We start from the raw sequence: 24,583 nt of genomic DNA, 5'->3' as shown, positions 1-24,583 counted from the left end.
GCCGGAAGATCCGAAACCTTCCCTCCGCCGGTATAATCCGGTTCAGGTTCAGCGGGTTCATCAATCGACATCTCAGCGCATTGATCTGCGCACCCCGAGGTGAGGAGGACACTAGGGCTGACATCAGAGCTTGGCAAGGTCGCGCATGCAGGGCTTGGATGGGGCGATGGGGAGGGCCTTTGCCTTGGAGGATTTACGGCACCCCTCCTGACCTATTGTTTCGCGCGCGAAACATTGGGGGAGACATTCTGTCCTTTCTGCGGGGTTAATGCGCCACTCTCTTTTCCCGCGCCGCCTTTGCCGTTAAAGGGGCAGGACATAAGGAGACCCGCGCGCATGTCCATGAACTCTTTCGGCCACCTCTTCCGTGTCACCACCTGGGGCGAAAGCCACGGGCCTGCCCTCGGTGCAACTGTGGATGGCTGCCCGCCGAATGTGCCGCTGGATGCGGATATGCTGCAGCAGTGGTTGGACCGGCGCCGTCCCGGCCAGAACAAGAACACCACCCAGCGCAACGAGCCGGATGCGGTGAAGATCCTGTCCGGTGTGTTCGAGGGTCATTCCACCGGCACGCCGATCCAGCTGATGATCGAGAACACGGATCAGCGCTCGAAGGACTATGGCGACATCGCCCAGACCTTCCGCCCCGGCCACGCGGACATCACCTATTTCCAGAAATACGGCAACCGCGATTATCGCGGCGGCGGACGTTCCTCCGCCCGCGAAACCGCCGCGCGGGTGGCCGCCGGCGGCGTGGCACGCGCGGCGATCAAAGCGCTGGTGCCGGGGCTGGAGATCACCGGTTACATGACCCGCATGGGCGAGATGGAGATCGACCGCAGCCGCTTTGACTGGGATGCGATCCCGCAGAATGATTTCTGGATTCCCGACGCCGACGCCGTGCAGGACTGGGAAGACTATCTACAGGCCCTGCGCAAGGATCACGATTCGGTTGGCGCCGTGGTCGAGGTGGTGGCGCGCGGCGTCCCCGCAGGGATTGGCGCGCCGGTCTATGGCAAGCTCGACACCGATCTGGCGGCCGCGATGATGTCGATCAACGCCGTGAAGGGCGTGGAAATCGGCGAGGGCATGCAGGCGGCTCAGCTGAAAGGCTCCCAGAATGCCGATGAGATCTTCATGGGCAACGATGGCCAGCCGGTCTATTCCTCCAACCATGCCGGCGGCATCCTTGGCGGCATTTCCACCGGTCAGGACGTTGTGGTGCGCTTTGCGGTCAAGCCGACCTCCTCGATCCTGACGCCGCGCCAGTCGATCCGCAAGGATGGCTCTGCCGCCGAGGTGATCACCAGGGGCCGCCATGATCCCTGCGTCGGCATTCGCGCGGTGCCTGTCGCCGAGGCGATGATGGCCTGCGTGATTTTGGATCACCTGCTGCTGCATCGCGGCCAGATTGGCGAGAATCAGGGCCACATCGGGTAAACTCCGCCCATGGCCGCCATCCTCGGGATCACCTTTCCGATCTACGCGGCCCTGGGGCTTGGGTATCTCTTTGTCTGGAAAGGCATTTTCAGTCAGTCCGACATCAAGAGCCTCGGCGCCTTTGTCTTCAACCTGGCGCTGCCCGCGCTGATCTTTACCACCCTGGCGCAGCGCGACCCGGTCGAGGTCTTCCAGACGGCCTATGTGCTGCCCTATCTGCTTGGCGGGGTGATCAATATCGCCGTGGCCTATGCGTTGCTGAGCGCGCGGGGTTTTGACCCGATGCGCCGCGCCGTGGGCGTGATGGGGTCAACCTGCCCCAACAACGGCTTTGTCGGCTATCCGGTGATGCTGCTGGCGTTTCCTGACATCGCCGGCGTGGTGCTGACGCTCAACTTGGTGATCGAAACGCTGATCCTGATCCCGATCTGCCTGATGCTGATGGAGGCCGCTGCCAGCGATACGGCGCAGCCTCTTGGCCCGCGCCTGCGGAAGATCGTCTGGAACGTGGTGAAAATGCCGACGATGATGGCGCTGATGGCCGGGCTGGTGGTTTCAGTGCTACCGCTGTCGATCCCGGCGCCGGTGTTCCGCTTTACCGACATGCTGGCGGCTTCTGCCGGGGCGGTGTCGCTGATCGTGATCGGCGGCTCTCTGGCCGGGCTTCCCCTGCGTGGCAACAAGAGCCTCGCGCTGCAGACCACGTTGGGCAAGCTGGTGCTGCATCCCATGATCGTGGCGCTGGTGGCTGGTGTCTTTGTCCTGACGGGGCTGCTGGACATCTCGCCGCAGATCCGCGCCGCGCTGATCCTCTCCGCCGCGATGCCGATCTTTGCGACCTACACCATCTTTGCCCAGGCCCGCGGGCATGAGGGCGCGGCCAGTCTGGCCTCTCTGGCGGCGACGGTGCTGACGTTCTTCACCCTGAACGGGTTGCTGTGGCTGCTGACCTGAGGCCGCGCTTCAGCCGTGCTCGCCAAGGCACTGGCTGTGATCGCCCAGCGCGGTGAGCACCTGACAGGTGCCGCCGGTGCCGCCTTCGCAGAGGTGTGTGATCCGCTCCAGTTCCGTCTCCAGCTGCTGCAATCGCAGGATGCGGGACCGGACTTTCTCCAGCTGCGCCTTGGCGATCTGATCGGCGGCGTGGCAATCCTGTCCCAGCTCGCCATTCAGGCCCATCAGCTCTTTGATCTCCTCAAGGCCAAAGCCAAGATCGCGGGCGTGTTTGATGAACCCTAACCGCTCCAGCCCGGCCTGATCATAGCGACGCTGGTTGCCCGCGTTGCGCGTGGCGGGGTCGATCAGGCCGATTTCCTCGTAATAGCGGATGGTGGGGACTTTCACGCCAGTGGCCTTTGACAATGCGCCGATGGAAAACATCTCAATTCCCTCTTGAACCTCTAGTGACTAGAGCACCTAGGTTGATCCCGAATCGAGTTCAAGGACAAGCATAAAGGACCTGACCCATGGCAGGATGCTGCAATCATGACGCCCAGTTTGACGGTGTGTCGAGGGAATACAAACGCCGCCTCTGGGCGGTGATCGCGATCAATGCGGCGATGTTCTTCGTCGAAATGGCAGCGGGTCAGGCTGCCAACAGTCAGGCGCTGAAGGCCGACGCGCTGGACTTTCTTGGGGATGCGCTGACCTACGGGATTTCTCTGGCAGTGATCGGTGCCAGCCTGCGCACGCGATCTATGGCTGCGATCGGCAAAGGTGTGAGCCTTCTGCTGATGGGCAGTTGGGTTTTGGGGTCGACTGTCTGGAAGGTCTTTGTGGTTGGTGTGCCCGAAGCACAGGTGATGGGCTACATCGGTTTCATGGCACTGGCCGCCAACCTGTTGTCGGTGGCGCTCCTGGCTGCCTACAAAGATGGCGATGCGAATGTGCGCTCGGTCTGGCTGTGTTCACGCAATGACGCCGTGGGCAACGTGGCGGTTATGATTGCCGCGCTGGGCGTTTGGGGGACCGCAACCGGTTGGCCGGACCTGATCGTTGCGGGCATTATGGCGGGTTTGTTCCTCTCCTCTGCGGTGCAGATCCTGCGTCAGGCGCTGGCTGAATGGCGTGGTGATAAGACACCGTCGGGCGGGCATACCCACGATCAGGGGCAGGCCGCGGAGGATGGGCATACCCACGCGCACTAAGGTTTGCCAGGCGCACACTATAATGTACCAATCCAGCCCTGCGTGCTTGCCAATCACAGGCCAAGCGCGCAGGGTCCGCGCATGGCAAAAAGCTTAACATCGCATCGACCTTTGCTGGCGATCATTCTTAAAGTGACGGCCATCGGCCTCTTCACGATCATGTCCGGCCTGATCAAGGAAATCACCCAAACGGTGCCGACGGGGCAGGCGGTGTTCTTTCGGTCATTCTTTGTCCTGCCGGTGATTCTGGTCTGGCTGGCGCTGCGGGGGGATCTGCCCAAGGGCTTACGCACAAAAAGCCCGATGCTGCATTTCTGGCGCGGCGTTGTTGGTACGTCAGCGATGGGGTTAAATTTTGCGGCCTTGTCGCTGCTGCCGCTCCCCGAAGTGACGGCCCTTGGCTATGTGACGCCGATTTTCACGCTCATTCTGGCGGCCCTTTTCTTGGGAGAGCGTATTCGCGTCATCCGTATCAGCGCGGTGGCCATAGGGTTGGTTGGCGTTGTCATCATGTTGTCGCCGCGCCTGGGCAGTTCCGAGGTGATACAGGACACGGCATTTGTTGGCGCGATCCTGGTGCTGGCTGCTGCGGCCTTGCGCGGGTTCGTGCAGATCCATATTCGCAAAATGGTGCAGAGTGAGGAAACAGCGGCGATCGTATTCTACTTTTCGATAACCGCATCGTTTCTATCATTGCTGACTTTGCCGTTTGGCTGGGTGGTTCCAGATACGCCGCTACTGTTGCTGCTGATCAGTACAGGTTTTATCGGGGCGATCGCGCAGATCCTGATCACTTCGTCCTACCGCTTTGCGCCGGCATCGCTGTTGGCACCTTACGACTATGTCTCGATGCTGTTTGCATTGGTGATCGGCTACGTTTGGTTTGCCGAGTGGCCCTCACTGGTCGTGTTGGCCGGGGCAGCGTTGGTTGTTACCGCCAATGGCATCGTGATCTGGCGCGAAAGCCGTCTCGGGCTGGATCGCGGCAAGGCTAAGCCGCTGACCGACCCCAAGGGGGGCTGAGCAGGTTTATTGCTGTTCCAGCTTGTGCCTCAGGGCATTCAGCCTGTCACGCAGGGCGGACAGTTCCTCGATATCGCCGCCCATCGCCTCCAGCACGCAGGAGGTCACCTCACCTGCCTTGTCCTGCAGGTTGCGACCTTTGTCTGTGAGGGCGACGATCAGGCTGCGCTCATCCTCGGGGTTTCTTTTGCGGGTCAGCAGCTCGGCCGCCTCCATCCGCTTCAGGAGCGGGGTCAGGGTGTTTGTGTCCAACTGCAGCTCGGTCCCCAGATCATTCACCCGTCGCTTGTCCCTGTCCCAGAGCGCCACCAGCACTAGGTATTGCGGATAGGTCAGCCCCAGAGGGGCCAGCAGCGGGCGATAGAGGCGCGAGATCGCATGGTTCACCGAATAGACGGAGAAGCACAGAAGCTCGTCGATTTGCAGAGGTCGATCCATGAGGAGAATTTAGATCTCGCGCGATCTGATCGCAAGCGGTTGAATTCGCGTCGACAGTAACCATATTGATCGTACGCGATATAATCGTCCACGATAACAGGAGTTGGAAATGTCCGTATCCCCCGTCTACACCGCCCATGGATCCGCCACCGGAGGCCGTGATGGCCAGGCCAAAGTGGCCGGAACCGACCTTGTTCTCGATCTCGCCCCGCCGACCGAAATGGGCGGTGACGGGAAGGGCTACAACCCCGAGCAGCTATTTGCGGCCGGCTATTCCGCCTGCTACATCGGCGCGATGAAATTTGCGACCACGCAGGATGATAGCCTGGCGAAGGTACCCGATGACGTTGCGGTGGAGACCGCTGTTGGCATCGGCCCACGCGAGGCGGGCGGCTTTGGCCTGACCGTACATCTGAAGGTGACCCTGCCGGGGATGGACAAGGACGCGGCGGAGCGCCTCACCGAGGCTGGTCACAAGATCTGCCCCTATTCCAACTCGGTGCGCGGCAACGTCGACGTCACCACCGAAATCGCCTGATCCCGCGGAGCGCCTGCGGCGCACAGGATCAATTTAAGGGGGGCGAGGCTCTGCCTCGCGCTCCGAGATATTTGTGAAAAGATGAAGGTGCAGCAAGCGCCCGGCGGCACCGCAGGTGCTCAAACAGAAAAAGCGCGGGGCGTGAGCTCCGCGCTTTTGCCGCTTTACTACAGACGGCGGATCAGCTGCGGACCAGCGTCTCGTAGGCTTCGGAAATTTCCCGGGTCATTGCGCCCACCTCGAAAGTGTAGGGGCCGATCTCGCCCACAGGAGTCACCTCGGCAGCAGTCCCGGTGAGCCAGCACTGTTCGAACCCGTCCATTTCCTCTGGCATGATGTGGCGCTCATGCACGGTGATCCCGCGATCCTTCAGCATCTGGATCACGGTCTGGCGGGTGATGCCGTTGAGGAAGCAATCGGGTTTCGGCGTGTGCACTTCGCCATCCTTGACGAAGAAGATATTGGCGCCGGTCGCCTCGGCCACATAGCCACGATAATCCATGAACAGAGCGTCGGAACAGCCCTTGGCCTCCGCCTTGTGCTTGGAGATGGTGCAGATCATGTAGAGACCCGCCGCCTTTGCATGCACGGGAATGGTTTCCGGCGACGGGCGTTTGAATTCGGCGATGTCGAGCTTTGCACCCTGCATCTTGGCGTCACCATAGTAGGCGCCCCAGCCCCAGACCGCGACCGCCATGCGTACGGGGTTCTTTGCGGACGCCACGCCCATGTCTTCGCCTGAGCCACGCCAGACCACGGCGCGCACATAGGCGTCCGTCAGGCCGGACGCTTTCAGCGTCTCTTCCTTGGCCTTTTCGATGTCATCCACCGAATAGGGCATCGGCATGTCCAGCGCCTCGGCCGAGGCGATCAGGCGTGCGGAATGTTCGCGGCTTTTGAAGATCTTGCCATTGTAGGCGCGCTCACCCTCGAACACGGAAGAGGCATAATGCATTGCATGGGTCAGCACATGGACCTTGGCGTCGCGCCAGTTCACCAGTTCGCCATCCATCCAGATCAGACCGTCGCGGTCATCATATCCAGCCATTCCACATTCCTTTTCAGCGCCGTAGCATTTTCACTTCTTGCGCAAGTTACCGTGAACGCGTTCACATAATTGCGCCAAACCGGCAACTCGATACATCTCGGGTCTTGGAATGTCAACAATGCTGACATAAACTGGCCTGCAAAACGAAGGAGGGGCAAAGATGTCTGACGGGCGGTCCGGGTCGGGATTTGGTGGCGAGAGCCTGCTTTTTCTGACCGATGAGCAGCTGCGCCAAGGGATTGAGGCGATGTTCTTTGCCTATCGGGGCTTTACGGCCGATCCTGATCGTATTCTTGCTGAGCTGGCCTATGGACGTGCACACCATCGGGCGTTGCACTTCATCAGCCGCTCTCCTGGTACCACGGTCAACAATCTGCTGAGCATTCTCGGTGTGACCAAGCAATCGCTGAACCGCGTGCTGCGGGCCCTGGTCGAGGATGGGCTGGTGGACAGTCGGGTTGGCACGCTCGACAAGCGCGAGCGCAATCTCTACCTCACCGAGCAGGGGCAGGAGCTGGAGCAGCGTCTGTCTGATGCTCAGCGCATCCGCATGCGTTCCGCTTACAAGCAGGCCGGGCCAGAGGCCGTGCAGGGATTCAAGAAAGTACTGGAAGCCATGATGGATGCCGATATGCGCCGGGCCTATGTTGAAATGCGCGAGAAACCGCAATGAGCACCCCTGATGCGCATCTGCTGATCGTCGACGATGACGAACGCATCCGCGACCTGTTGAAGAAGTTCCTGATGCGGGCCGGGTTCCTGGTCACCGCCGCACGCGATGCCGCCCATGCGCGACGGGTTCTGTCGGGGCTGGATTTCGACCTCATCGTGCTTGACGTGATGATGCCGGGGGAGGATGGCCTGTCGCTGACCGCATCGCTGCGCGAAACCATGGTGACGCCGATCCTGTTGCTGACCGCGCGGGGCGAGACAGACGACCGCATCAAGGGGCTGGAGGTCGGAGCGGATGACTACCTGCCAAAGCCGTTCGAGCCCAAGGAGCTGTTGTTGCGGATCAATGCGATCCTGCGGCGGATGCCGGAGAACCAGCCGGAAGAGGTGACGCCGAAATTCCTGCAACTGGGGGCCATTCGCTATGACATCGACCGGGGCGAAATGTGGCAGGGCGAGGATCTGATCCGCCTGACCTCGACCGAGATACAGCTGATGAAGATCTTTTCCGCCCAGCCGGGAGAGCCTGTCAGTAGGGCCAAGCTGGTGGAGGATCTGGGCCGCGACCGTGGTCAGGCACAGGAGCGCGCGGTTGACGTGCAGATCACCCGCCTACGCCGCAAGATCGAGCCCAATCCAAAACAGCCGCAATACCTGCAAACCGTGCGCGGTGCGGGCTACATGTTGGCCCCGGACTGAAGTTTCGCGACATCGAGGCAGTCGTCTCCGCTGTTGGGGCACCTCAACGCCCGGCCTGCTCATGCGCGCAGGCCACTGTTTTCTTTGGGGGCTGCTGTGCGGGGCGGTGGTAATCAGGCCTCATGCGGACTGACGCTGAACTGACGGTGGCCCTCTTGAATTGCGCCGGTCAAACGGGGATCGTGCTGCAAATCATTTGAGGACGCCTATGACCACTGCATTGCTGACCCACGCGGATTGCCTGTCTCACGAAACGCCCGAAGGCCACCCGGAGCAGGTGGCGCGGCTGGAACATGTGCTGCATGCGCTGGCGGGGCTCGACCTGCAGCGTGTGACCGCACCGTTGGCGGCGGAGGATGACATCCTGCGCGTGCATCCCGCATCCTATCTGGCCGAGCTGCGCCGGGAGCTGCCCGCCGAAGGGCGCAAGCAGCTTGATGCGGATACGTGGATGTCGCCGGGGTCGCTGGATGCCGCCTTTCGTGCCGCGGGCGCCGCGGTGCGTGCGGTGGACCTGGTGCTGGGCGGTGAGGTCGGTAATGCCTTCTGCGCTACTCGCCCGCCGGGGCATCATGCCGAAACCGACACGCCGATGGGCTTCTGCTTGTTTGGCAATGCAGCCCTGGCGGCGAAACATGCGCTGGACCACCACGGGCTGAGCCGCGTCGCAGTGGTTGATTTCGATGTCCACCACGGCAATGGCACCCAGGATCTGCTGTGGGACGAGAAACGCGCGCTGGTCGTCACCTCGCAACAATTGCCGCTCTGGCCCGGTACCGGCCACCCGGAGGAAGATGGCGCGCATGGCAATGTAATGAACCTGCCCCTGCCGCCGGAAAGCACCGGCGCTGATATGCGGGACCTCTACACCGAGCAGGTGTTTCCCCGCCTGCGCGCCTTCAAGCCGGAGCTGATCATTCTGTCGGCTGGCTTTGACGCACACAAGGACGACCCACTGGCGCAATTGCAGTGGGAAACCGAGGATTTCCGCTGGTTGACGGCGCAGCTGTGCAGCCTTGCGCAAGAGCTGTGTCAGGGTCGTATCGTCTCGACTTTGGAGGGAGGATATGATCTGAACGCGCTGACCGACGCCGCCAAGGCGCATGTGGAAGAACTGATAAAGGCCGCGACATGACTACCGAGACCCCCGTCACCGAAATGAGCTTTGAACAGGCGATGCAGGAGCTGGAACGCGTCGTCGATCAGCTGGAGCGCGGCGATGTGGCGCTGGATGCCTCCATCGCGCTTTATGAGCGGGGGGCGGCACTGAAGAAACGTTGCGAGGACGAGTTGAAGCGCGCTGAGGAGAAGGTTGCCGCGATCACCCTAGACGCCAATGGCCAGCCCACCGGCACCCAGCCGCTCGACGCGGGATAAGCGCGCATGACGGCAGGATTTGCCGCCGCGCTCTCGCAAGCGCAGGCGAAGATCTCCACCCATATGGACATGCGTCTGCCGCAAGCGGACTTGCTGCATGAGGCGATGGCTTATGCGCTGCGCGGCGGCAAGATGCTGCGCGGGTTTCTGGTGCTGGAAAGCGCGCGTCTGCATGATGTGCCGGAGGCCGCAGCACTAGAGGCGGCGCTGGCGATCGAATGCATCCATGCCTATTCACTGGTGCATGACGATCTGCCCAGCATGGATGATGACGACCTGCGCCGGGGCCAGCCCACGCTGCACCGCAAATGGGACGAGGCCACCGCCGTGCTGGCGGGCGACAGCCTGCAAACATTTGCATTTGAATTGTTGGCGCGGGATGAGGTTGGACCTCATGCTCTTCCGCTGATCCGCACTCTTGCGCAGGCGGCGGGCAAGGACGGCATGGTGTCGGGCCAGATGCTGGATATCGCCGCCGAAAGTGCGGCAACACCGCTGACACTCGACCAGATCACCACTCTGCAGGCGCGCAAGACCGGCTGTCTGATTGAATGGTCCGCCTGCGCTGGCGCCCGTCTGGCCGGGGCGGACCCCGAGCCGCTGCGACACTATGCGCAGGCCCTGGGGCTGGCTTTTCAGATCGCCGACGACATCTTGGATATCGAGGGCGATGCCGCCACGGTCGGCAAGGCTGTGCGCAAGGACGCCGACGCGGGCAAGGCGACCTTTGTCTCGTTGCTGGGACTGGAGGGCGCAAAGAGCCGCGCACAGGAACTTGCACAGCTCGCCAGCACGGCGTTGTCCCCCTATGGTGCGGCAGGCGAGACCTTGAAGGACGCCGCCCGCTTCGTTATCTCGCGCGATAGCTGACGCGCCACAGGAGCCACGACCCATATGACCGACCGGCCACAGACCCCGCTCCTCGACCAGATCGCATCACCTGCGGATCTGAAACGGCTGACTGACGCGCAGTTGGAGCAGGTTGCCCATGAGCTGCGGCAGGAAACCATCTCTGCGGTCTCCGTCACCGGCGGCCATCTGGGCGCAGGGCTTGGGGTGGTGGAGCTGACCGTGGCGCTGCACGCGGTGTTCGACACCCCCAAGGACAAGGTGATCTGGGACGTCTCGCACCAGTGTTATCCGCACAAGATCCTGACCGGGCGGCGGGATCGTATCCGCACCCTGCGGATGAAAGATGGTCTGAGCGGGTTCACCAAACGCTCCGAGAGTGCCTATGATCCGTTTGGCGCGGCGCATAGCTCCACCTCGATTTCCGCCGCGCTAGGGTTTTCCGTGGCGCGCGACCTTGGCGGTGTCACTGAAGAGGGCCTTGGGGATGCGATCGCGGTGATCGGCGATGGCGCGATGAGCGCCGGCATGGCATTCGAGGCGATGAACAACGCCGGCCATCTGGGCAAGCGGTTGATCGTGATCCTGAACGACAACGAGATGTCGATCGCACCGCCGGTGGGGGCGCTGTCGTCCTACCTCAGCCGACTTTATACCGAGGCGCCGTTTCACGACCTGAAAGCCGCGGCCAAGGGCGCGGTCTCCTTCTTGCCGGAACCGTTCCGCGAAGGGGCGAAACGCGCCAAGGACATGCTGAAGGGCATGGCCATGGGCGGCACCCTGTTTGAATCTCTGGGCTTTTCCTACATCGGGCCGATTGATGGCCACGACATGGACCAGCTGCTGCCGGTGCTGCGCACCGTGAAGGCGCGCGCGGCGGGGCCGATCCTGATCCACGCGGTCACCAAGAAGGGCAAGGGCTATCGTCCCGCCGAGATCGCCCGCGACAAGGGGCACGCCACCGCAAAATTCGACATGGTGACCGGCGAGCAGAAAAAAGCGCCCTCCAACGCGCCCTCCTACACGTCGGTCTTTGGCAACACGCTGGTGGAGCTGGCCGCGCATGACAGCAAGATCTGCGCCGTCACCGCCGCGATGCCCGATGGCACCGGCCTCAATCTGATGGCGGAACGCTACCCGTCGCGTTGTTTTGACGTAGGGATCGCCGAACAGCATGGCGTCACCTTTGCCGCCGCTCTGGCCGCAGGCGGGATGAAGCCGTTCTGCGCGCTCTATTCCACCTTCCTGCAGCGTGGTTACGATCAGGTGGTGCATGATGTGGCGATCCAGCGCCTGCCGGTGCGCTTTGCCATCGACCGCGCCGGCCTGGTGGGGGCGGATGGCGCCACCCATGCCGGATCTTTCGACATTGGTTTCATGTCCAACCTGCCCGGCATGGTGGTGATGGCCGCCGCCGACGAGGCCGAGTTGAAGCATATGATCGCCACCGCCGCCGCCCATGACGATGGTCCCATCGCCTTCCGCTATCCGCGAGGCGAGGGCGAAGGCGTCGAGATGCCGGAACAGCCGCAGGTGCTAGAGGTCGGCAAGGGTCGGATGATCCAGTCTGGCGCGCGCGTCGCACTACTGTCCTTCGGCACCCGTCTGGGCGAGGTCAAAAAGGCCGCCGAAGCGCTCGCGGCCAAGGGCATCACGCCCACCATTGCCGATGCGCGCTTTGCCAAGCCGCTGGATCGCGACCTGATCCTGGGGCTGGCCGCGGATCACGAGGCGCTGATCACCATCGAAGAAGGCGCTGTGGGCGGTTTTGGCTCTCACGTGGCGCAGCTCTTGTCCGACGAGGGCGTGTTTGACGACGGGCTGAAGTACCGCTCCATGGTGCTGCCGGACACCTTCATCGACCAGTCCAGCCCCGCGGACATGTACGCGAGTGCTGCAATGAATGCAGAGCATATCGAGGCCAAGGTGCTGGATGTGCTGGGCGTGGCGCAGATCGGCGAGAAGCGGGCTTAGTCGCCTGACGTGGTAGTGCCTACGTTTGCAAGAATGGGTGTGTGTGGCATGTGGGGATGCGCGCTATCGATCCTCAGTCCATGATGCATAGTACGTCCTGTAGAAATCTGCGAGACTGCTGCTGTGAAGCTCAATGACAAGCGATGAAACATCTTCTTTTCCAAGTAGATAGACCGGAAGATAATTGGGGCGCAGGACTGAGAAGTACAGTAGCATGGCCCGCTTTCGAAACAGGGGCGGACCAAATACGCTTTCGACAATGCTGTCGCTAACGTAGTGTTCCCATAGCTGGTCGAGTACGCCGGGGAAGTTCGTTTTGATCGCGGCCTTGAGCCGTCCCAATGAGCGATATCGCGATAGCACCATATAGAGATGTAGGCTTTTGATGCTCAAACCCCCGGCGGGTCCGCTGGCGGGACAAAGCGCTCCATGTCCTCGGCTGCAAACACCGCCCTCAAGCCGCAGCGATAGTCCGGATAGCGCAGGTCCACACCCAGCTCTGCCTTGATCCGGTCATTGCGCACCCGCTTGTTCTCGCCATAGAAGCTGCGCGCCATCGGGCTCATCCCGGCCTCGTCAAAGGGCACTTCGGCGGGCACCGGCAGGCCCAGCAGTTCTGCCGCGTAGCCAAGCACATCCTGCGGCGGCGCCGGATTGTCATCGCAGACATTGTAGATCGCGCCCGGATTGGGCTGCGCGATGGAGGCCGCGAGCACCTGCGCGATGTCCTCCACATGGATGCGCGAGAACACCTGCCCCGGCTTCACGATCCGTCGCGCCCGGCCCGACATCAGCTTTGCGAACGGCCCGCGCCCGGGGCCGTAGATCCCGGCAAGGCGGAAGATATGCAGCGGCAGCTCTGGCAGGGCCTGCCAGTCGGCCTCGGCCCGGGCACGCCAATCGCCGCGCTGGCTGGAAGGGGTAATGGGAGTTGCTTCATCAACCCAGGCGCCATCATGGTCGCCGTAGACCGCGGTGGTGGACAGATAGCCGACCCATTCCAGCGACGGCAGCTCCGCGATGCGCGCGCCCAGCGTATTCAGCACCGGGTCACCCTCCTCGGAGGGGCTGATCGACAGCAGGATATGGGTCACTCCGTCGAGCGGGACATCCTCGCCGGGCCAGGTGAGCAGCTCCACGCCCTCGACCGGGGTGATTTCCGCACGATCCCGGGTGGTGCCGAGGATGCGCCACTCGGGCCCGGCCAGCACCTGAGCGAGCGCGCGAGCGGTGTATCCAAACCCAAAGCAAAGAAGCGTCTTTTTCGTCATGGGCCGGACCATGCTTTTGGTTGCAGGCAGATGCAAGACGATAAGGTCTTGCTTCGAATCCAAACACCGCTTTTGATTTGGCCATGACTGAGAAAACGCCAGACGTCAGCGATGCCTATGCATTGGACACGCCGAAGGCTGCGCGTCAGCTCTATGCCCGTTGGGCGAAGAGCTACGACGATAGCTTTGCCAACGCGCGGGGCTATACTCTGCCGGATTTGACCGTGCGGGCCTTTGCGCAGGCAGGGGGATGCGGGCCTGTGCTGGACGTTGGCGCGGGCACCGGGCTTTGTGGTGTGGCGCTGTCTGGACTGCGGGTCACGCCCGTGGATGCCACCGACATCAGCCCCGATATGTTGGCACAGGCGCTGCGCAAGGATGTCTACCGCGACGTGATCGAGGCCGATCTGAACGCGGGCATTCCCGTGCCACGACAGAGTTATGCCGGGGTGGTCTCCTCCGGCACCTTCACCCACGGCCATCTTGGCCCGGAGGTGTTGCCCGCGATCCTGCGGGTGGCGCGGAGTGGCGCCTGGTTTGCCCTCTCGGTGAATGCCGCGCATTACGAGGAGGGCGGGTTTGCCACCGCCTTTGATCGATTGCTGCGTGGGCAGTGGATCACCAATCTGTCGCTGCCTGAGGTGCGCATTTATGGCGAGGACGCGGAGGGCGCACACCGCAACGACACCGCGCTGATTGCGGTGTTTCAGAAGGTCTGAACCCCGGTGCGACCGCGCCGCGCCGTTAGGCGCGGCGCCCGGCCCAACTGGGGTGGACGTCCGTCAGGACGGTGGGCACAGGCGGGAGCGCTCCCGCCCCTTTGCATGCCATCCTTGATGCCACACAAAGCCTTGGGCCGGGCAGCGCGCCTGGCGGCGCGCTGCAGTGGCGTTCAGATGCCCGCGTCAGCGCCCCTTCCAGACCGGATCGCGCTTCTCGGCAAAGGCGCGCGCGCCTTCAAGATTGTCCTCGGAGCCATAGAGCACATCTACACTGCGCAGCTGCCGTCCGGTGACGCGGTTCATTGCGTCCTGGAACTTGGAATCCTCGGCATCACGCACGATTTCCTTGATCGCAGCGTAGACCAGCGGCGGGCCGGAGGCGAGGAGGCGCGCAAGCTCCCAAGCACGGTCCATCAATTGATCGCCGGCAATGATCTCATTCACCAGCCCCCAGCGGTTGGCCTCTTCGGCGTCGAACCAGCGCCCGGTCAGCAGCAGTTCCATCGCGATGTGATAGGGGATGCGTTTGGGCAGTTTGATCGATGCCGCATCGGCCACGGTGCCGGAGCGGATTTCCGGCAGGGCAAAGGTGGCGTGATCGGCCGCGAGGATCATGTCCGCCGACAGCGCCAGTTCCAGCCCGCCGCCGCAGGCGATGCCGTTGACGGCGGCGATCACGGGCTTGTTCAGCTCGCGCAGCTCCTGCAGGCCGCCAAAGCCGCCAACACCATAGTTGCCATCCACCGCATCACCGTCGGCGGCTGCCTTAAGGTCCCATCCGGGGCAGAAGAATTTCTCGCCACCGCCGGTGATGATCGCCACCCGCAACGTGTCGTCATCGCGAAAGGCCTGAAACGCCTCGCCCATCAGGCGCGAGGTGTGCAGATCAATCGCGTTGGCCTTGGGGCGGTCCAGCGTCACCTCGAGGATGGCGCCTTCGCGGCGGGTCTTGACGGGGCTCGTTTCAGTCATCGCAACATGTCCTTTCTGCGCATCAGCGCATCCGCCGCCACGGCCTCCGTGGGGGTGCAGAGCAGCGGGTTGATTTCGATTTCTTCCAGTCCTTCGGCCTCGGCGACCACATAGGCCTCGATGGATCGGATCGCGCGCAGGATCGCATTGCGATCCGCTGCAGGCGCGCCGCGATAGCCTGCCAGCAAGGGGGCGATCTTCAACCCGTCGAGTGCTGCGTTCAGGGCGGCGTCAGAGGCGGGCAGTAGCACCGAGGCGCTGTCCTGCATGATCTCGGTCAGTGTGCCGCCAGCGGCCAGCGTCAGCACGAAGCCATGTGCGGGATCCTTCACCACGCCAACCAGCAACTCGGCCACCGCGCCGGTGACCATCTCCTCGACCAGAAAACGGTCGGTGGGCATGGCCACGGCGGCATCGCTGACCTCCTGGCCGGAGCCGAGGTTCAGTTTTACCGCGCCTTCCTCGGTCTTATGCGCGATGCCTTCGCCCTTGAGCACCACGGGGTAGCCGATATCCGCCGCCACCGCGCGCGCGGCCACGACGGTGCGGGCGGGTTTGGCACGCGGCACCCGGAGGCCAAAGCGCGCAAGCCAGGCCTTGGCTTCGCCCTCCGGCACCAGATCCGGCTCGGCATGGGTTTTGGTGGGCAGCAACAGGGGGTGCGCCAGTTCTGGCAGCGGCTGGCCTGCCGCCTCGATGGCGCAAATCGCCTCGGGCAGGCCCAGCATCGGCACCACACCGGCGGCGATGAGCTGTTCGGCCACCTCTTCGGGCAGCAATTCCGGCAAGCTCGCAAGCATTGCCACCGGTTGATCGGTTTGCTGCCGCACCGCGATGGCGGATTGGATGGCGCAATCCCAATCGGAGGCATCGCAGCGGTCGGCACGCGGGAAATCCACCACCAGAATCGTCAGCGCCAGCTGCGGGTCGACCATGGCGGAGAAGGCCCGCGTCATCGCCTCCGTGTCACGCCATATATAGGTGTGGTAGTCGAGCGGGTTCGCCAGCGCCACCATCGGGCCCAGTGCCGCGCGCAGATCGCTGCGTTGGCGGTCATTCAATGGCGGAAAGCTGACATCCCGTCCGTAGGCGGTATCCGCCGACAGGCTTGCCTCGCCCCCGGAACAGCTGATCGTCGCAATGCGGGTAGAGGGCAGGCGGCCCACCACATGCATCAGTTTCAGTGTCTCGAGGAACGACGGCAGGTCATAAAGCCGCGGGATGCCGAGACGTGAGAGCAAAGCCCCGGCACCCGCGTCGCCCCCGGCCAGCGAGGCCGTGTGCGAGACTGTTGCGGCACGCGCCTGCGCGGACCGTCCAACCTTGAGCGCGATGATCTGCTTACCAAGTTGCCGTGCCTTCAGCGCCAGCGCCTCGAATGCGCGCAGATCGCCAAAGCCCTCGATATGCAGCCCCAGCGCGGTGACACGGTCATCTTCCAGCAGCGCCTCGCCGATCGCCGCCAGTCCGGTCTGGGCCTGATTGCCGCAGGTCACCACATAGGCCACCGGCAGTGCGCGGGTCTGCATGGTGAGGTTGATGGCGATATTGGAGCTTTGAGTGACGATGGCCACGCCTTTGTCCACCCGCTTGCCGCCATGCTGATCGGGCCACAACAGCGCGCCGTCGAGGTAGTTGATGAACCCGTAGCAGTTCGGCCCGAGGATCGGCATCTCCCCGGCCGCTGCCAGCAGTCGCTCCTGCAGATCCGCACCCTCGGCATCCTCGGCCTCGGCCTCCAGAAAGCCGGAGGCGAAACACACCGCGCCACCCGCACCGCGCGCGGCCAGCGCCGTGACGATGTCAATGGTGGCAAAGCGGTTCACGCCGATGAAGCTGGCGTCCGGCGCCGAGGGGAGGGAAGCCACGTCTTTGAACGCAGGCAGACCCGCGACCTCCTCGGCCTTGGGATGCACGGGCCAGATTTCGCCCTCAAACTCCATCTTGCGGCATTGTTCGATCACGGCGGAGCACCACGCCCCACCGCCGACAACGGCAATGGTTTTGGGCCTGAAGAGCCTTTTTAGAGACTGCATTTGACGTTATTCACCCAAGGTTTCACGGTCCAGATGCCCAAGGCTCTGATCCGGGTTGATATGATCGCGCACGCGGGTTTTCAGCTCTTTCACATCCGGAAATCCACCGTCCCGCTTACGCTCCCAGATCACCGCATCATCGAGGGTGATCTCAAAGGTTCCGCCAATTTCGCCCGGCACCAGAGTCACCCCGCCCAGTTGTTCCTGAAAGGTCGAGAGCAGTTCCTGGCTCATCCAGGCGGCGCGCAACAGCCAGTTGCAGCCGATGCAATAGGTGATGGTCACTACAGGTTTCTGGTTGGTTTCAGCGGGATCGGACAAGGTCAGCCTCCAAGCGGTCTCAGCATCTCGCGGCTGATGATATGCCGCTGGATTTCACTGGTGCCCTCCCAGATACGCTCCACGCGCGCGTCACGCCAGATGCGTTCGAGGGGAAGCTCGTCCATCAGCCCCATGCCGCCGTGGATCTGGATCGCCTCGTCGGCAACCATGGCCAGCATCTCGGTCGCTTTCAGCTTTGCCATCGACATGTCGCTCTCGGTGACGCTGCCCTGATCGAACTTCCAGCCAGCCTCCCAAGTGAGCAGGTTTGCCGCCTTCAGCTCGGTGGCCATATCGGCGAGTTTGAAGGACACCCCCTGAAACTTGCCGATCTGCTGGCCGAACTGCTTGCGCTCGGCGCTGTATTCGACGGCATGTTGCAGCGCCCGTTCGGCGCGGCCCAGACAGGTCGCGGCAACTTGCAACCGAGTAGCGCCCAGCCAAGTGTTGGCGACCTCGAACCCCTTGTCGACCTCGCCCAGAACGGCGGAGGACGGCAGGCGGCAATCGTCGAACTCCAGCACCGCGTTGGTGTAGCCGCGGTGGGAGACGTTGCGATAACCATCGCGCACGGAGAAGCCCGGCGTGCCCTTGTCGACAAAGAACGCCGTGATCTTTTTCTTCTTGCCGCGTGGGGTGTCCTCTTCCCCCGTAGCCATGAAGACGATTGCGAAATCGGCCACATCCGCGTGGGAGATGAAATGCTTGGTACCGTTCAGGATCCAGTCGTCACCATCCTTGCGGGCCGAAGCGGCCATGCCGCGCAGGTCGGAACCCGCGCCCGGCTCCGTCATTGCCAGACAATCCCATTTCTCGCCGCGGATACAGGGGAAGAGGTATTTCTCTTTCTGCTCCTCCGTGCCCGCCAAGAGGATGTTCGAGGGGCGCGCGACGCTGGTCCAATGCAGGGCGTAGTTGGCGCGACCGAGTTCTTTTTCATAGAGAAGCCACGACAGTGTATCGAGCCCGGCGCCGCCGACCTCTTCAGGCATATTGGCCGCATAAAGCCCGGCTTCTATGGCCTTTTTCTGGATCTCCTTCACCAGATCCATATCGAGATGGCCACTGCGCTCAATCTCCAGCTCATGCGGGTAGATCTCGTTCTCCACAAAGGCGCGGGTGGTCTCGACGATCATCGCCTGTTCTTCTGTCATGCCGAAATGCACGGGCGGTCTCCTTGCTGGTCTGGGCTGTCTGGGTGCTTGTCAGACAGGGTATGCCGGACATAGGGTAGACACCATGCAGTAATGGCGAAAATCATGCAGAAATGGACAAATGATCTCGCGACGGTGCAGCAGGTGGATATCCTGCTGTTCGATGATTTCTCCGCGCATTGTCTGGCAAACACGGTGGAGCCGATGCGGGCGGCCAACACATTGGCCGGACGGGAGCTCTATCGCTGGCGGTTCCTGTCCCGCGATGGTGGGACCGTGGTGTCCTCCTCCGGTATGGAGGTCACGGCGCATGCGCGGCTTGCCGATTGTTCCGGTGATATGCTGGCCATCATGCCGAGCTATAATTTCCTGCGCCATGATGGGCCTGAGACACGCCGGGCGCTGCGCGCCGCCGTGGCCCGCTATGCGGAGATGGCGGGGTTCGATACCGGCCCATGGTTGATGGCAGCGGCTGGCTTGCTGGATGGGCGCAAGGCAACAATCCATTGGCATGAGATCACGCGGCTTGAAGAGAGATTTCCAGAGGTGGAGGTGATCCGTGCGCGTTTCCTGCGCGACGGGGACCGCACCACCTGCACCGGGGCGCTGGCCGCATTCGACCTGATGATCGAACGGATCGGCGCGGCGCATGGTCAAGCTTTGCGTCTGGAAGTGGCCGCGTTGTTCATGAGTGCTGAAAGTGGCGGTGCCGCACCGGAAACCGCATTGGCGCGCACGCGAACTGTGTCCCGTGCCGTTGCCCTGATGCAGGCTCATCTGGAGCATCCACTGCCCATTCCAGAGATCGCACGACGTATCGGGCGATCACGAAAGGATCTGGAGGCGCGCATGAAGGCGGATCTAGGTGCCACGCCGGCGGCGGTCTATCGCAGGCTGCGTCTGATTCAGGCCCGAAGGCTCTTGTTAGAGACTGATATCACGGTGTCGGAGGTGGCCACTCGCAGCGGGTACGAAGATCCGAGCGCCTTGACCCGCGCCTTCAGAAATGAGTTTGCGACGACGCCTCGGGCGCTGCGCAAGGGAGGGGCCTGACTTTGTCAGATCTTGCGTGCCACCATCCATTGGTTGAGGCGCCAGACACCCCAGGCCAGCGGAATGGCGCCCAGCCCACCGATCACATAGGCCAACGGCTCGTCCGCGAAGCTTTCGAACATCTGAGTGTAGAAATGGATCGCGGCGAAAGTGAGCGCCGCGTTGAACAGCCCCCTTTGGGTGCGGGAGGCGGCCCATATAATGGTCGCCAAGAGCGTCATGGCCCACAGTATGGAATACGTCAGTTCAGGTATGGTAAGCGCGGCCTCACGGAAGGCATCGCGCGCGGCGCTGTAGGTTTCATAGTCTGCCCAGCCGTCCCGATAGCGCCCGGGGCCCCAGAGGTGTTCGCCAACGACATCGCCCCAGATTGACCCGACCAATGCGCAGAGGTTGGCGATGATAAAGCCCATGACGGCCAGAATACGCAGATGCCGTGCATCCCGTTCAGATACGCGGACAACGCCCCACATGCAGGTAGCGATCAACAGGCCCATTTGCAGGACCGTCAGTGTCGGCTCGGGGGAGTAGAAGGCATAAACCGCGTGGAAATAGGCGGTGCCGGTTTCCAGAATCTGTGCAAAGGGGATCAGGGCGGCAGCGGTGATCAGCCTCACGTCCAGTTGCCAGCCTGTCCCGGCCAGCGCCAAGGCATAATAGAGCAGCAGCAGATTGCGCCACGGAGGACCGAGGTCATGCAGCTGCGCCAGAATTTCGATACCGCCAAGATGCATGCTCAGCCCCATCAGCAGGACCGTGCCGAGGACGAACCGCGCGGACCATGCGCTGGTGCGCCAGCGCCAGAGACAGATCAGCGCGACCAGCACCCCACCCGGCGCCAGCACCCACCCTGCAAGTTGCTCGTAACGATCAACCAACTCCACGGTCGCGCCGCCAAGTAACATGCCCACGCCGATCAATACGGCGGAGTTGCCGAACATCGCGTAGCTGGCCCCCGCCCAGGCAAGAACTGCGAGGCCCCCGGCCAGCATCAAGCCGCCGACTATTGCCACCAGAAACGGATCCGCGAGCCAAAAGATGAACCCGACCGTGGCGGCAAGAATTCCGAAGCACAGGATCGCGTTCACTGCGAGCGTTACCATAACCTCGCGCGAGCGGCGCTCGAGGATCGCGGCCTGGTCTGGTGTCAGGGTGCCATCGGCGACCAGCGCCTCGGTATCGGCAATCACATGCATATCGAGATCCTTGTGGTCATGGTCTTTGCTAAGGGTGACACGTTAACTGAAGAATGAACAAGGCCGGGAAATCCATACGGGATCGGTGTGGGCAGGGCACATGAGGTCTTTGGTGCAGGCCGGTCTTCAGGTCCGCCATGATCGTCGGGTCGTTGCCTGCAGTACTTGTCCGCAACGGCAGGCGGCGCAAGCTCCCGCGATCAGTTCACGGGCATGATACCGTCCATGCGCGGAGGCCCACTTGTTGTTCATCAGGCTGTTATGATCGCGGATTAGGGGTCTTGCACCCCGGATCGCAATCAATGACAGTAGGCCATGACAAACAAGACCTTCCCAAGCTGGCCCGACGTCGCCCCCCAATTGATTGAAACCGCAGCCGGACGTGCCCCGGCCGATACGGTGATCCGTAACGGCAAGTGGGTAAATGTGCACACGCGGGAAGTACTGGATGGCCATGACATCGCGATCAAGGCGGGTCGGATCGCATATGTGGGGCCAGATGCCTCTTACTGCGTTGGCGCCGACACGCAGGTGATCGAGGCCGAGGGGCGCTATATGGTGCCGGGCCTGTGTGATGCGCATATGCACATCGAGAGCGGCATGCTGACGCCGGCGGAATTTGCCCGCGCGGTGATCCCGCATGGCACCACCACCATGTTCACCGACCCGCATGAGATCGCCAATGTGCTGGGCCTCGAAGGCGTGCGGCTGATGCATGACGAGGCGCTTTTGCAGCCGGTCAACATTTACACCCAGATGCCCTCCTGCGCGCCCTCGGCGCCGGGGTTGGAGACCACGGGCTATGAGATCTCGCCCGAGGACGTGTCGGAGGCAATGAACTGGCCCGGCATCATCGGGTTGGGCGAGATGATGAACTTTCCCGGTGTCGCCAATGGTGATGCCAAGATGCTGGCGGAGATCGCCGCCACCCAGCGCGCGGGCAAGACCGTCGGCGGGCATTATGCCTCGCCCGATCTGGGGCCGGATTTCGCCGCCTATGTGGCCGGCGGCCCGGCCGATGATCACGAGGGCACTTGCGAGGCGGACGCCATCGCGCGGATGCGGCAGGGGATGCGCGCGATGGTGCGTCTGGGCTCCGCCTGGTACGACGTCGAGGCGCAGATCACCGCGATCACCGAGAAAGGCCTCGATCCCCGCAATTTCATCCTCTGCACCGATGATTGCCACTCTGGCACGCTGGTCAACGATGGCCATATGAACCGGGTGGTGCGCCACGCCATCGCCTGCGGCTGTGACCCGGTGGTGGCGATCCAGATGGCGACCATCAACACCGCGACGCATTTTGGTCTGGAGCGCGAAATCGGCTCCCTCACCCCCGGTCGGCGGGCGGATGTGATCCTGAGCTCGGATCTGACAACCCTGCCCATCGAAGTGGTCATTGCGCGCGGGCAGGTCGTGGCAGAAACAGGCTCTATCAAGGTGGATTGCCCGCATCTGGACTGGCCGGACAGCGCCCGGGGCACCGTGCATCTGGGGCATCAATTGACCGCGCGGGACTTTGAACTCGCAGCGCCAGAGGGTGCAAACTCCGTCACCGCCAATGTGATCGGCGTGGTGGAGAACCAGGCCCCGACCAAGGCGCTGAAGGCGGAGCTGCCGGTCAAGGATGGGCTGGTCGAAGGCGAGGGACCGGTGTGTCAGATCGCGCTGGTCGAACGTCATCAGGCCACGGGCGGCGTCACCAACGCGTTTGTTTCGGGGTTTGGCTATGAGGGGCGGATGGCGATGGCCTCCACCGTCGCCCATGACAGTCACCACATGATCGTGGTCGGCACCGACCGCGCGCAGATGGCGCTGGCGGCAAACCGTCTGGCCGAAGTTGGCGGCGGCATCACGATCTTCCGAGATGGTGAGGAGCTGGCGCTGGTGGAGTTGCCGATCGCCGGGTTGATGTCGGACCGTCCTGCCTCCATGGTGGCTGCGGACGCGGACAAGCTGGTTGCGGCCATGCAGGACTGCGGCTGCCAGCTCAACAACGCCTATATGCAGCACTCGTTGCTGGCCCTCGTGGTCATACCTGAGCTGAGGATCAGCGATCTCGGCCTTGTCGATGTGCGTACATTCCAGAAAATTCCAGTAATCGAGCCGTTCAATGACTGACATAAAAACACCCGACCTGCCCGAAGCCCAAAGCTTTACCGATCCCAAGGCCGCCGTGGCCCGGTTGATCGAACTTTATGATGCGGCCACCAACTTTCTGTGCGACGAGTTCATGTCGGCGATGAGCGCAGGTGCTGCACCCGGAAGCCGCATGCGCGCGTTTTATCCGGAAGTTCGCTTTACAACGACTACCTATGCGCAGGTGGACAGTCGCCTGAGCTTTGGCCATGTGGCCGATCCGGGGACCTATTCAACCACGGTGACCAGACCGGATCTGTTTGAACATTATCTGGAGCAGCAGATTGGCCTGTTGATCAAGAACCACGGTCAGCCCGTGGTCGTGGGCGTTTCGGAAACACCTATGCCGGTGCATTTTGCCGTTGCCTCTCGCCCCGGTTTGACCGTGCCGCAGGAAGGGGCCGCGCGTTTCACCCTGCGTGACGTCTTTGACGTACCGGATCTGGCAACCACCAACGACGATATCGTCAATGGCACCCATGTGCCGGAAAATGGCGTCGGACCACTGTCGCTGTTTACCGCCCAACGGGTTGATTATTCGCTGGCGCGTCTGGCGCATTACACGGCCACCGACCCGGGTCATTTCCAGAACCATGTGTTGTTCACCAACTACCAGTTCTACGTGACCGAGTTCGAGGCCTATGCCCGCGCCCAACTGGCAGATACCGACAGCGGCTACACCAGCTTTGTCTCCACCGGCAACGTCGAGATTACCGATGCCGAGGAAGTGCTGCCTGAGTCCCCAAAGATGCCTCAGATGCCAACCTATCACCTGAAGCGACCGGACGGGAACGGCATCACCCTGGTCAACATCGGGGTCGGACCGTCGAATGCAAAGACCGCCACCGACCACATCGCGGTGCTGCGCCCGCATGCCTGGCTGATGGTTGGCCATTGTGCCGGTCTGCGAAATTCGCAGGCGCTGGGGGACTTCGTGCTGGCGCATGCCTATCTGCGCGAGGATCACGTGCTGGACGACGATCTGCCGGTCTGGGTGCCGATCCCGGCACTGGCGGAAATTCAGGTCGCATTGGAAGAGGCGGTGGCGCAGGAAACCGGCCTTGAAGGGTATGACCTGAAACGGATCATGCGCACCGGCACCGTTGCCAGCCACGACAACCGCAATTGGGAGCTGCGGGATCAGTCCGGCCCGGTGCAGCACCTGAGCCAATCCCGCGCCATTGCGCTTGATATGGAGAGTGCAACCATTGCCGCCAACGGGTACCGCTTCCGGGTGCCCTACGGGACGCTGTTGTGTGTGTCCGACAAGCCGCTGCACGGTGAGTTGAAGCTGCCGGGCATGGCCTCGGACTTCTACCGCACCCAAGTCTCAAAGCATTTGCTGATCGGGATCAAGGCGATGGAAATGCTCCGGAGCATGCCGTTGGAGCGCCTTCATAGCCGGAAATTGCGCTCTTTCGACGAAACAGCCTTCCTGTAAAGGCGAAAATATGCTGTTTTCCACCGAAAATCTCTAGTTTGGCGCTTGATCTTATGCGCTACGCGTTGTGTTG

At 62.4% G+C, this 24,583-nt stretch carries 24 protein-coding genes and 1 riboswitch; of the genes, 15 read left to right on the top strand and 9 right to left on the bottom strand.

Translation table 11 applies throughout. The features are described from left to right. Positions 1–2: 2 nt before the first annotated feature. Positions 3–107: riboswitch (TPP riboswitch) on the bottom strand. Positions 108–336: 229 nt separating this feature from the next. Together aroC and CLV89_RS14830 are read left to right on the top strand one after the other, a co-directional pair. After that, a complete protein-coding gene (aroC, locus tag CLV89_RS14835; protein WP_106164437.1) occupies positions 337–1,440 on the top strand; it encodes a chorismate synthase in 1,104 nt (367 codons plus the stop codon). 9 nt (positions 1,441–1,449) lie between these two features. Next, positions 1,450–2,394, top strand: coding sequence for an AEC family transporter (locus CLV89_RS14830; protein ID WP_106164436.1), 945 nt, complete (start codon positions 1,450–1,452; stop codon positions 2,392–2,394). A 9-nt stretch (positions 2,395–2,403) separates the two neighbouring features. On the opposite strand, the gene CLV89_RS14825 is transcribed toward CLV89_RS14830, so the two are convergent. Continuing rightward, positions 2,404–2,820 carry a MerR family transcriptional regulator gene (locus CLV89_RS14825; RefSeq protein WP_106164435.1) on the bottom strand — a complete coding sequence of 139 codons (417 nt, stop codon included), beginning with the start codon at positions 2,818–2,820 and terminating at the stop codon, positions 2,404–2,406. A gap of 86 nt (positions 2,821–2,906) precedes the next feature. Here CLV89_RS14825 and CLV89_RS14820 point away from each other — a divergent pair, with 86 nt between their 5' ends. Continuing rightward, positions 2,907–3,587 (top strand): cation efflux transmembrane domain-containing protein, encoded by a 681-nt coding sequence (locus tag CLV89_RS14820; RefSeq protein ID WP_106164434.1) that lies wholly within the window; start codon positions 2,907–2,909, stop codon positions 3,585–3,587. Between the two features lie 81 nt (positions 3,588–3,668). After that, positions 3,669–4,610, top strand: a complete 942-nt coding sequence (locus tag CLV89_RS14815) for a DMT family transporter (protein WP_106164433.1) — start codon at positions 3,669–3,671, stop codon at positions 4,608–4,610. 6 nt (positions 4,611–4,616) lie between these two features. Here CLV89_RS14815 and CLV89_RS14810 read toward each other — a convergent pair whose 3' ends face one another. Further along, positions 4,617–5,048 carry a MarR family winged helix-turn-helix transcriptional regulator gene (locus tag CLV89_RS14810; RefSeq protein ID WP_106164432.1) on the bottom strand — a complete coding sequence of 144 codons (432 nt, stop codon included), beginning with the start codon at positions 5,046–5,048 and terminating at the stop codon, positions 4,617–4,619. Positions 5,049–5,157: 109 nt separating this feature from the next. Between CLV89_RS14810 and CLV89_RS14805 the strand changes: the two genes are divergently transcribed. Then, the gene (locus CLV89_RS14805; protein ID WP_106164431.1) at positions 5,158–5,586 is read left to right on the top strand and encodes an organic hydroperoxide resistance protein; all 429 of its coding nucleotides are present in this window, start codon (positions 5,158–5,160) and stop codon (positions 5,584–5,586) included. 181 nt (positions 5,587–5,767) lie between these two features. Here the strand turns inward: CLV89_RS14805 and CLV89_RS14800 are convergent, their stop codons facing one another. After that, positions 5,768–6,634, bottom strand: a complete 867-nt coding sequence (locus CLV89_RS14800) for a branched-chain amino acid aminotransferase (RefSeq protein WP_106164430.1) — start codon at positions 6,632–6,634, stop codon at positions 5,768–5,770. A 160-nt stretch (positions 6,635–6,794) separates the two neighbouring features. Here CLV89_RS14800 and CLV89_RS14795 point away from each other — a divergent pair, with 160 nt between their 5' ends. From CLV89_RS14795 to dxs, 6 genes are all read left to right on the top strand, one after another. Continuing rightward, positions 6,795–7,307, top strand: a complete 513-nt coding sequence (locus CLV89_RS14795) for a MarR family winged helix-turn-helix transcriptional regulator (protein ID WP_106164429.1) — start codon at positions 6,795–6,797, stop codon at positions 7,305–7,307. Then, positions 7,304–8,005 carry a response regulator gene (locus CLV89_RS14790; protein WP_106164428.1) on the top strand — a complete coding sequence of 234 codons (702 nt, stop codon included), beginning with the start codon at positions 7,304–7,306 and terminating at the stop codon, positions 8,003–8,005. The genes CLV89_RS14795 and CLV89_RS14790 overlap by 4 nt, the downstream gene beginning before the upstream one ends. Before the next feature lie 208 nt (positions 8,006–8,213). Beyond that, the gene (locus tag CLV89_RS14785; RefSeq protein ID WP_106164427.1) at positions 8,214–9,140 is read left to right on the top strand and encodes a histone deacetylase family protein; all 927 of its coding nucleotides are present in this window, start codon (positions 8,214–8,216) and stop codon (positions 9,138–9,140) included. Further along, positions 9,137–9,382, top strand: coding sequence for an exodeoxyribonuclease VII small subunit (locus CLV89_RS14780; RefSeq protein ID WP_106164426.1), 246 nt, complete (start codon positions 9,137–9,139; stop codon positions 9,380–9,382). Before CLV89_RS14785 ends, CLV89_RS14780 begins: the two co-directional genes overlap by 4 nt. A gap of 6 nt (positions 9,383–9,388) precedes the next feature. Continuing rightward, on the top strand, positions 9,389–10,252 hold the full coding sequence (locus tag CLV89_RS14775; RefSeq protein WP_106164425.1) for a polyprenyl synthetase family protein: 864 nt from the start codon (positions 9,389–9,391) through the stop codon (positions 10,250–10,252). A gap of 24 nt (positions 10,253–10,276) precedes the next feature. Further along, positions 10,277–12,205, top strand: a complete 1,929-nt coding sequence (gene dxs / locus CLV89_RS14770; protein ID WP_106164424.1) for a 1-deoxy-D-xylulose-5-phosphate synthase — start codon at positions 10,277–10,279, stop codon at positions 12,203–12,205. A 389-nt stretch (positions 12,206–12,594) separates the two neighbouring features. Here the strand turns inward: dxs and CLV89_RS14765 are convergent, their stop codons facing one another. Beyond that, the gene (locus CLV89_RS14765; RefSeq protein ID WP_106164464.1) at positions 12,595–13,476 is read right to left on the bottom strand and encodes an SDR family oxidoreductase; all 882 of its coding nucleotides are present in this window, start codon (positions 13,474–13,476) and stop codon (positions 12,595–12,597) included. An 83-nt stretch (positions 13,477–13,559) separates the two neighbouring features. Between CLV89_RS14765 and CLV89_RS14760 the strand changes: the two genes are divergently transcribed. Next, entirely contained in the window at positions 13,560–14,195 is a 636-nt protein-coding gene (locus CLV89_RS14760; protein WP_106164423.1) for a class I SAM-dependent DNA methyltransferase, read from the top strand. A 186-nt stretch (positions 14,196–14,381) separates the two neighbouring features. On the opposite strand, the gene CLV89_RS14755 is transcribed toward CLV89_RS14760, so the two are convergent. The 4 genes from CLV89_RS14755 to CLV89_RS14740 are packed head-to-tail and all read right to left on the bottom strand — an operon-like array spanning position 14,382 to position 18,693. Then, the gene (locus CLV89_RS14755) at positions 14,382–15,170 is read right to left on the bottom strand and encodes a carnitinyl-CoA dehydratase (RefSeq protein ID WP_106164422.1); all 789 of its coding nucleotides are present in this window, start codon (positions 15,168–15,170) and stop codon (positions 14,382–14,384) included. Next, positions 15,167–17,206, bottom strand: a complete 2,040-nt coding sequence (locus CLV89_RS14750; protein ID WP_106164421.1) for an acetate--CoA ligase family protein — start codon at positions 17,204–17,206, stop codon at positions 15,167–15,169. Before CLV89_RS14750 ends, CLV89_RS14755 begins: the two co-directional genes overlap by 4 nt. 6 nt (positions 17,207–17,212) lie before the next feature. After that, positions 17,213–17,527, bottom strand: a complete 315-nt coding sequence (locus tag CLV89_RS14745) for an Rdx family protein (protein ID WP_106164420.1) — start codon at positions 17,525–17,527, stop codon at positions 17,213–17,215. 2 nt (positions 17,528–17,529) lie between these two features. After that, entirely contained in the window at positions 17,530–18,693 is a 1,164-nt protein-coding gene (locus CLV89_RS14740) for an acyl-CoA dehydrogenase family protein (RefSeq protein ID WP_106164419.1), read from the bottom strand. A 93-nt stretch (positions 18,694–18,786) separates the two neighbouring features. Between CLV89_RS14740 and CLV89_RS14735 the strand changes: the two genes are divergently transcribed. After that, positions 18,787–19,734 (top strand): GlxA family transcriptional regulator, encoded by a 948-nt coding sequence (locus CLV89_RS14735; RefSeq protein WP_106164463.1) that lies wholly within the window; start codon positions 18,787–18,789, stop codon positions 19,732–19,734. A 5-nt stretch (positions 19,735–19,739) separates the two neighbouring features. Here CLV89_RS14735 and CLV89_RS14730 read toward each other — a convergent pair whose 3' ends face one another. Then, positions 19,740–20,930 carry a hypothetical protein gene (locus CLV89_RS14730; RefSeq protein ID WP_106164418.1) on the bottom strand — a complete coding sequence of 397 codons (1,191 nt, stop codon included), beginning with the start codon at positions 20,928–20,930 and terminating at the stop codon, positions 19,740–19,742. Positions 20,931–21,245: 315 nt separating this feature from the next. Here CLV89_RS14730 and ade point away from each other — a divergent pair, with 315 nt between their 5' ends. Further along, positions 21,246–23,051, top strand: a complete 1,806-nt coding sequence (gene ade / locus CLV89_RS14725; RefSeq protein WP_106164417.1) for an adenine deaminase — start codon at positions 21,246–21,248, stop codon at positions 23,049–23,051. Next, the gene (locus CLV89_RS14720) at positions 23,044–24,510 is read left to right on the top strand and encodes an AMP nucleosidase (protein WP_106164416.1); all 1,467 of its coding nucleotides are present in this window, start codon (positions 23,044–23,046) and stop codon (positions 24,508–24,510) included. Before ade ends, CLV89_RS14720 begins: the two co-directional genes overlap by 8 nt. Positions 24,511–24,583 lie beyond the last annotated feature (73 nt).

The sequence above is a fragment of the Tritonibacter scottomollicae genome (assembly GCF_003003215.1).
In the GTDB taxonomy this organism is placed as follows: domain Bacteria; phylum Pseudomonadota; class Alphaproteobacteria; order Rhodobacterales; family Rhodobacteraceae; genus Epibacterium; species Epibacterium scottomollicae.
The sequence above is the reverse complement of the archived record's forward strand: the minus strand, read 5'-3'. Positions and strand labels throughout refer to the sequence as shown.

Excerpts from the sequence above, each read along its gene's own strand:
- aroC (WP_106164437.1), top strand. The coding sequence starts at position 337 with ATGTCCATGAACTCTTTCGGCCACCTCTTCCGTGTCACCACCTGGGGC.
- CLV89_RS14830 (WP_106164436.1), top strand. The coding sequence starts at position 1,450 with ATGGCCGCCATCCTCGGGATCACCTTTCCGATCTACGCGGCCCTGGGG.
- CLV89_RS14825 (WP_106164435.1), bottom strand. The coding sequence starts at position 2,820 with ATGTTTTCCATCGGCGCATTGTCAAAGGCCACTGGCGTGAAAGTCCCC.
- CLV89_RS14820 (WP_106164434.1), top strand. The coding sequence starts at position 2,907 with ATGGCAGGATGCTGCAATCATGACGCCCAGTTTGACGGTGTGTCGAGG.
- CLV89_RS14815 (WP_106164433.1), top strand. The coding sequence starts at position 3,669 with ATGGCAAAAAGCTTAACATCGCATCGACCTTTGCTGGCGATCATTCTT.
- CLV89_RS14810 (WP_106164432.1), bottom strand. The coding sequence starts at position 5,048 with ATGGATCGACCTCTGCAAATCGACGAGCTTCTGTGCTTCTCCGTCTAT.
- CLV89_RS14805 (WP_106164431.1), top strand. The coding sequence starts at position 5,158 with ATGTCCGTATCCCCCGTCTACACCGCCCATGGATCCGCCACCGGAGGC.
- CLV89_RS14800 (WP_106164430.1), bottom strand. The coding sequence starts at position 6,634 with ATGGCTGGATATGATGACCGCGACGGTCTGATCTGGATGGATGGCGAA.
- CLV89_RS14795 (WP_106164429.1), top strand. The coding sequence starts at position 6,795 with ATGTCTGACGGGCGGTCCGGGTCGGGATTTGGTGGCGAGAGCCTGCTT.
- CLV89_RS14790 (WP_106164428.1), top strand. The coding sequence starts at position 7,304 with ATGAGCACCCCTGATGCGCATCTGCTGATCGTCGACGATGACGAACGC.
- CLV89_RS14785 (WP_106164427.1), top strand. The coding sequence starts at position 8,214 with ATGACCACTGCATTGCTGACCCACGCGGATTGCCTGTCTCACGAAACG.
- CLV89_RS14780 (WP_106164426.1), top strand. The coding sequence starts at position 9,137 with ATGACTACCGAGACCCCCGTCACCGAAATGAGCTTTGAACAGGCGATG.
- CLV89_RS14775 (WP_106164425.1), top strand. The coding sequence starts at position 9,389 with ATGACGGCAGGATTTGCCGCCGCGCTCTCGCAAGCGCAGGCGAAGATC.
- dxs (WP_106164424.1), top strand. The coding sequence starts at position 10,277 with ATGACCGACCGGCCACAGACCCCGCTCCTCGACCAGATCGCATCACCT.
- CLV89_RS14765 (WP_106164464.1), bottom strand. The coding sequence starts at position 13,476 with ATGACGAAAAAGACGCTTCTTTGCTTTGGGTTTGGATACACCGCTCGC.
- CLV89_RS14760 (WP_106164423.1), top strand. The coding sequence starts at position 13,560 with ATGACTGAGAAAACGCCAGACGTCAGCGATGCCTATGCATTGGACACG.
- CLV89_RS14755 (WP_106164422.1), bottom strand. The coding sequence starts at position 15,170 with ATGACTGAAACGAGCCCCGTCAAGACCCGCCGCGAAGGCGCCATCCTC.
- CLV89_RS14750 (WP_106164421.1), bottom strand. The coding sequence starts at position 17,206 with ATGCAGTCTCTAAAAAGGCTCTTCAGGCCCAAAACCATTGCCGTTGTC.
- CLV89_RS14735 (WP_106164463.1), top strand. The coding sequence starts at position 18,787 with ATGCAGAAATGGACAAATGATCTCGCGACGGTGCAGCAGGTGGATATC.
- CLV89_RS14730 (WP_106164418.1), bottom strand. The coding sequence starts at position 20,930 with ATGCATGTGATTGCCGATACCGAGGCGCTGGTCGCCGATGGCACCCTG.
- ade (WP_106164417.1), top strand. The coding sequence starts at position 21,246 with ATGACAAACAAGACCTTCCCAAGCTGGCCCGACGTCGCCCCCCAATTG.
- CLV89_RS14720 (WP_106164416.1), top strand. The coding sequence starts at position 23,044 with ATGACTGACATAAAAACACCCGACCTGCCCGAAGCCCAAAGCTTTACC.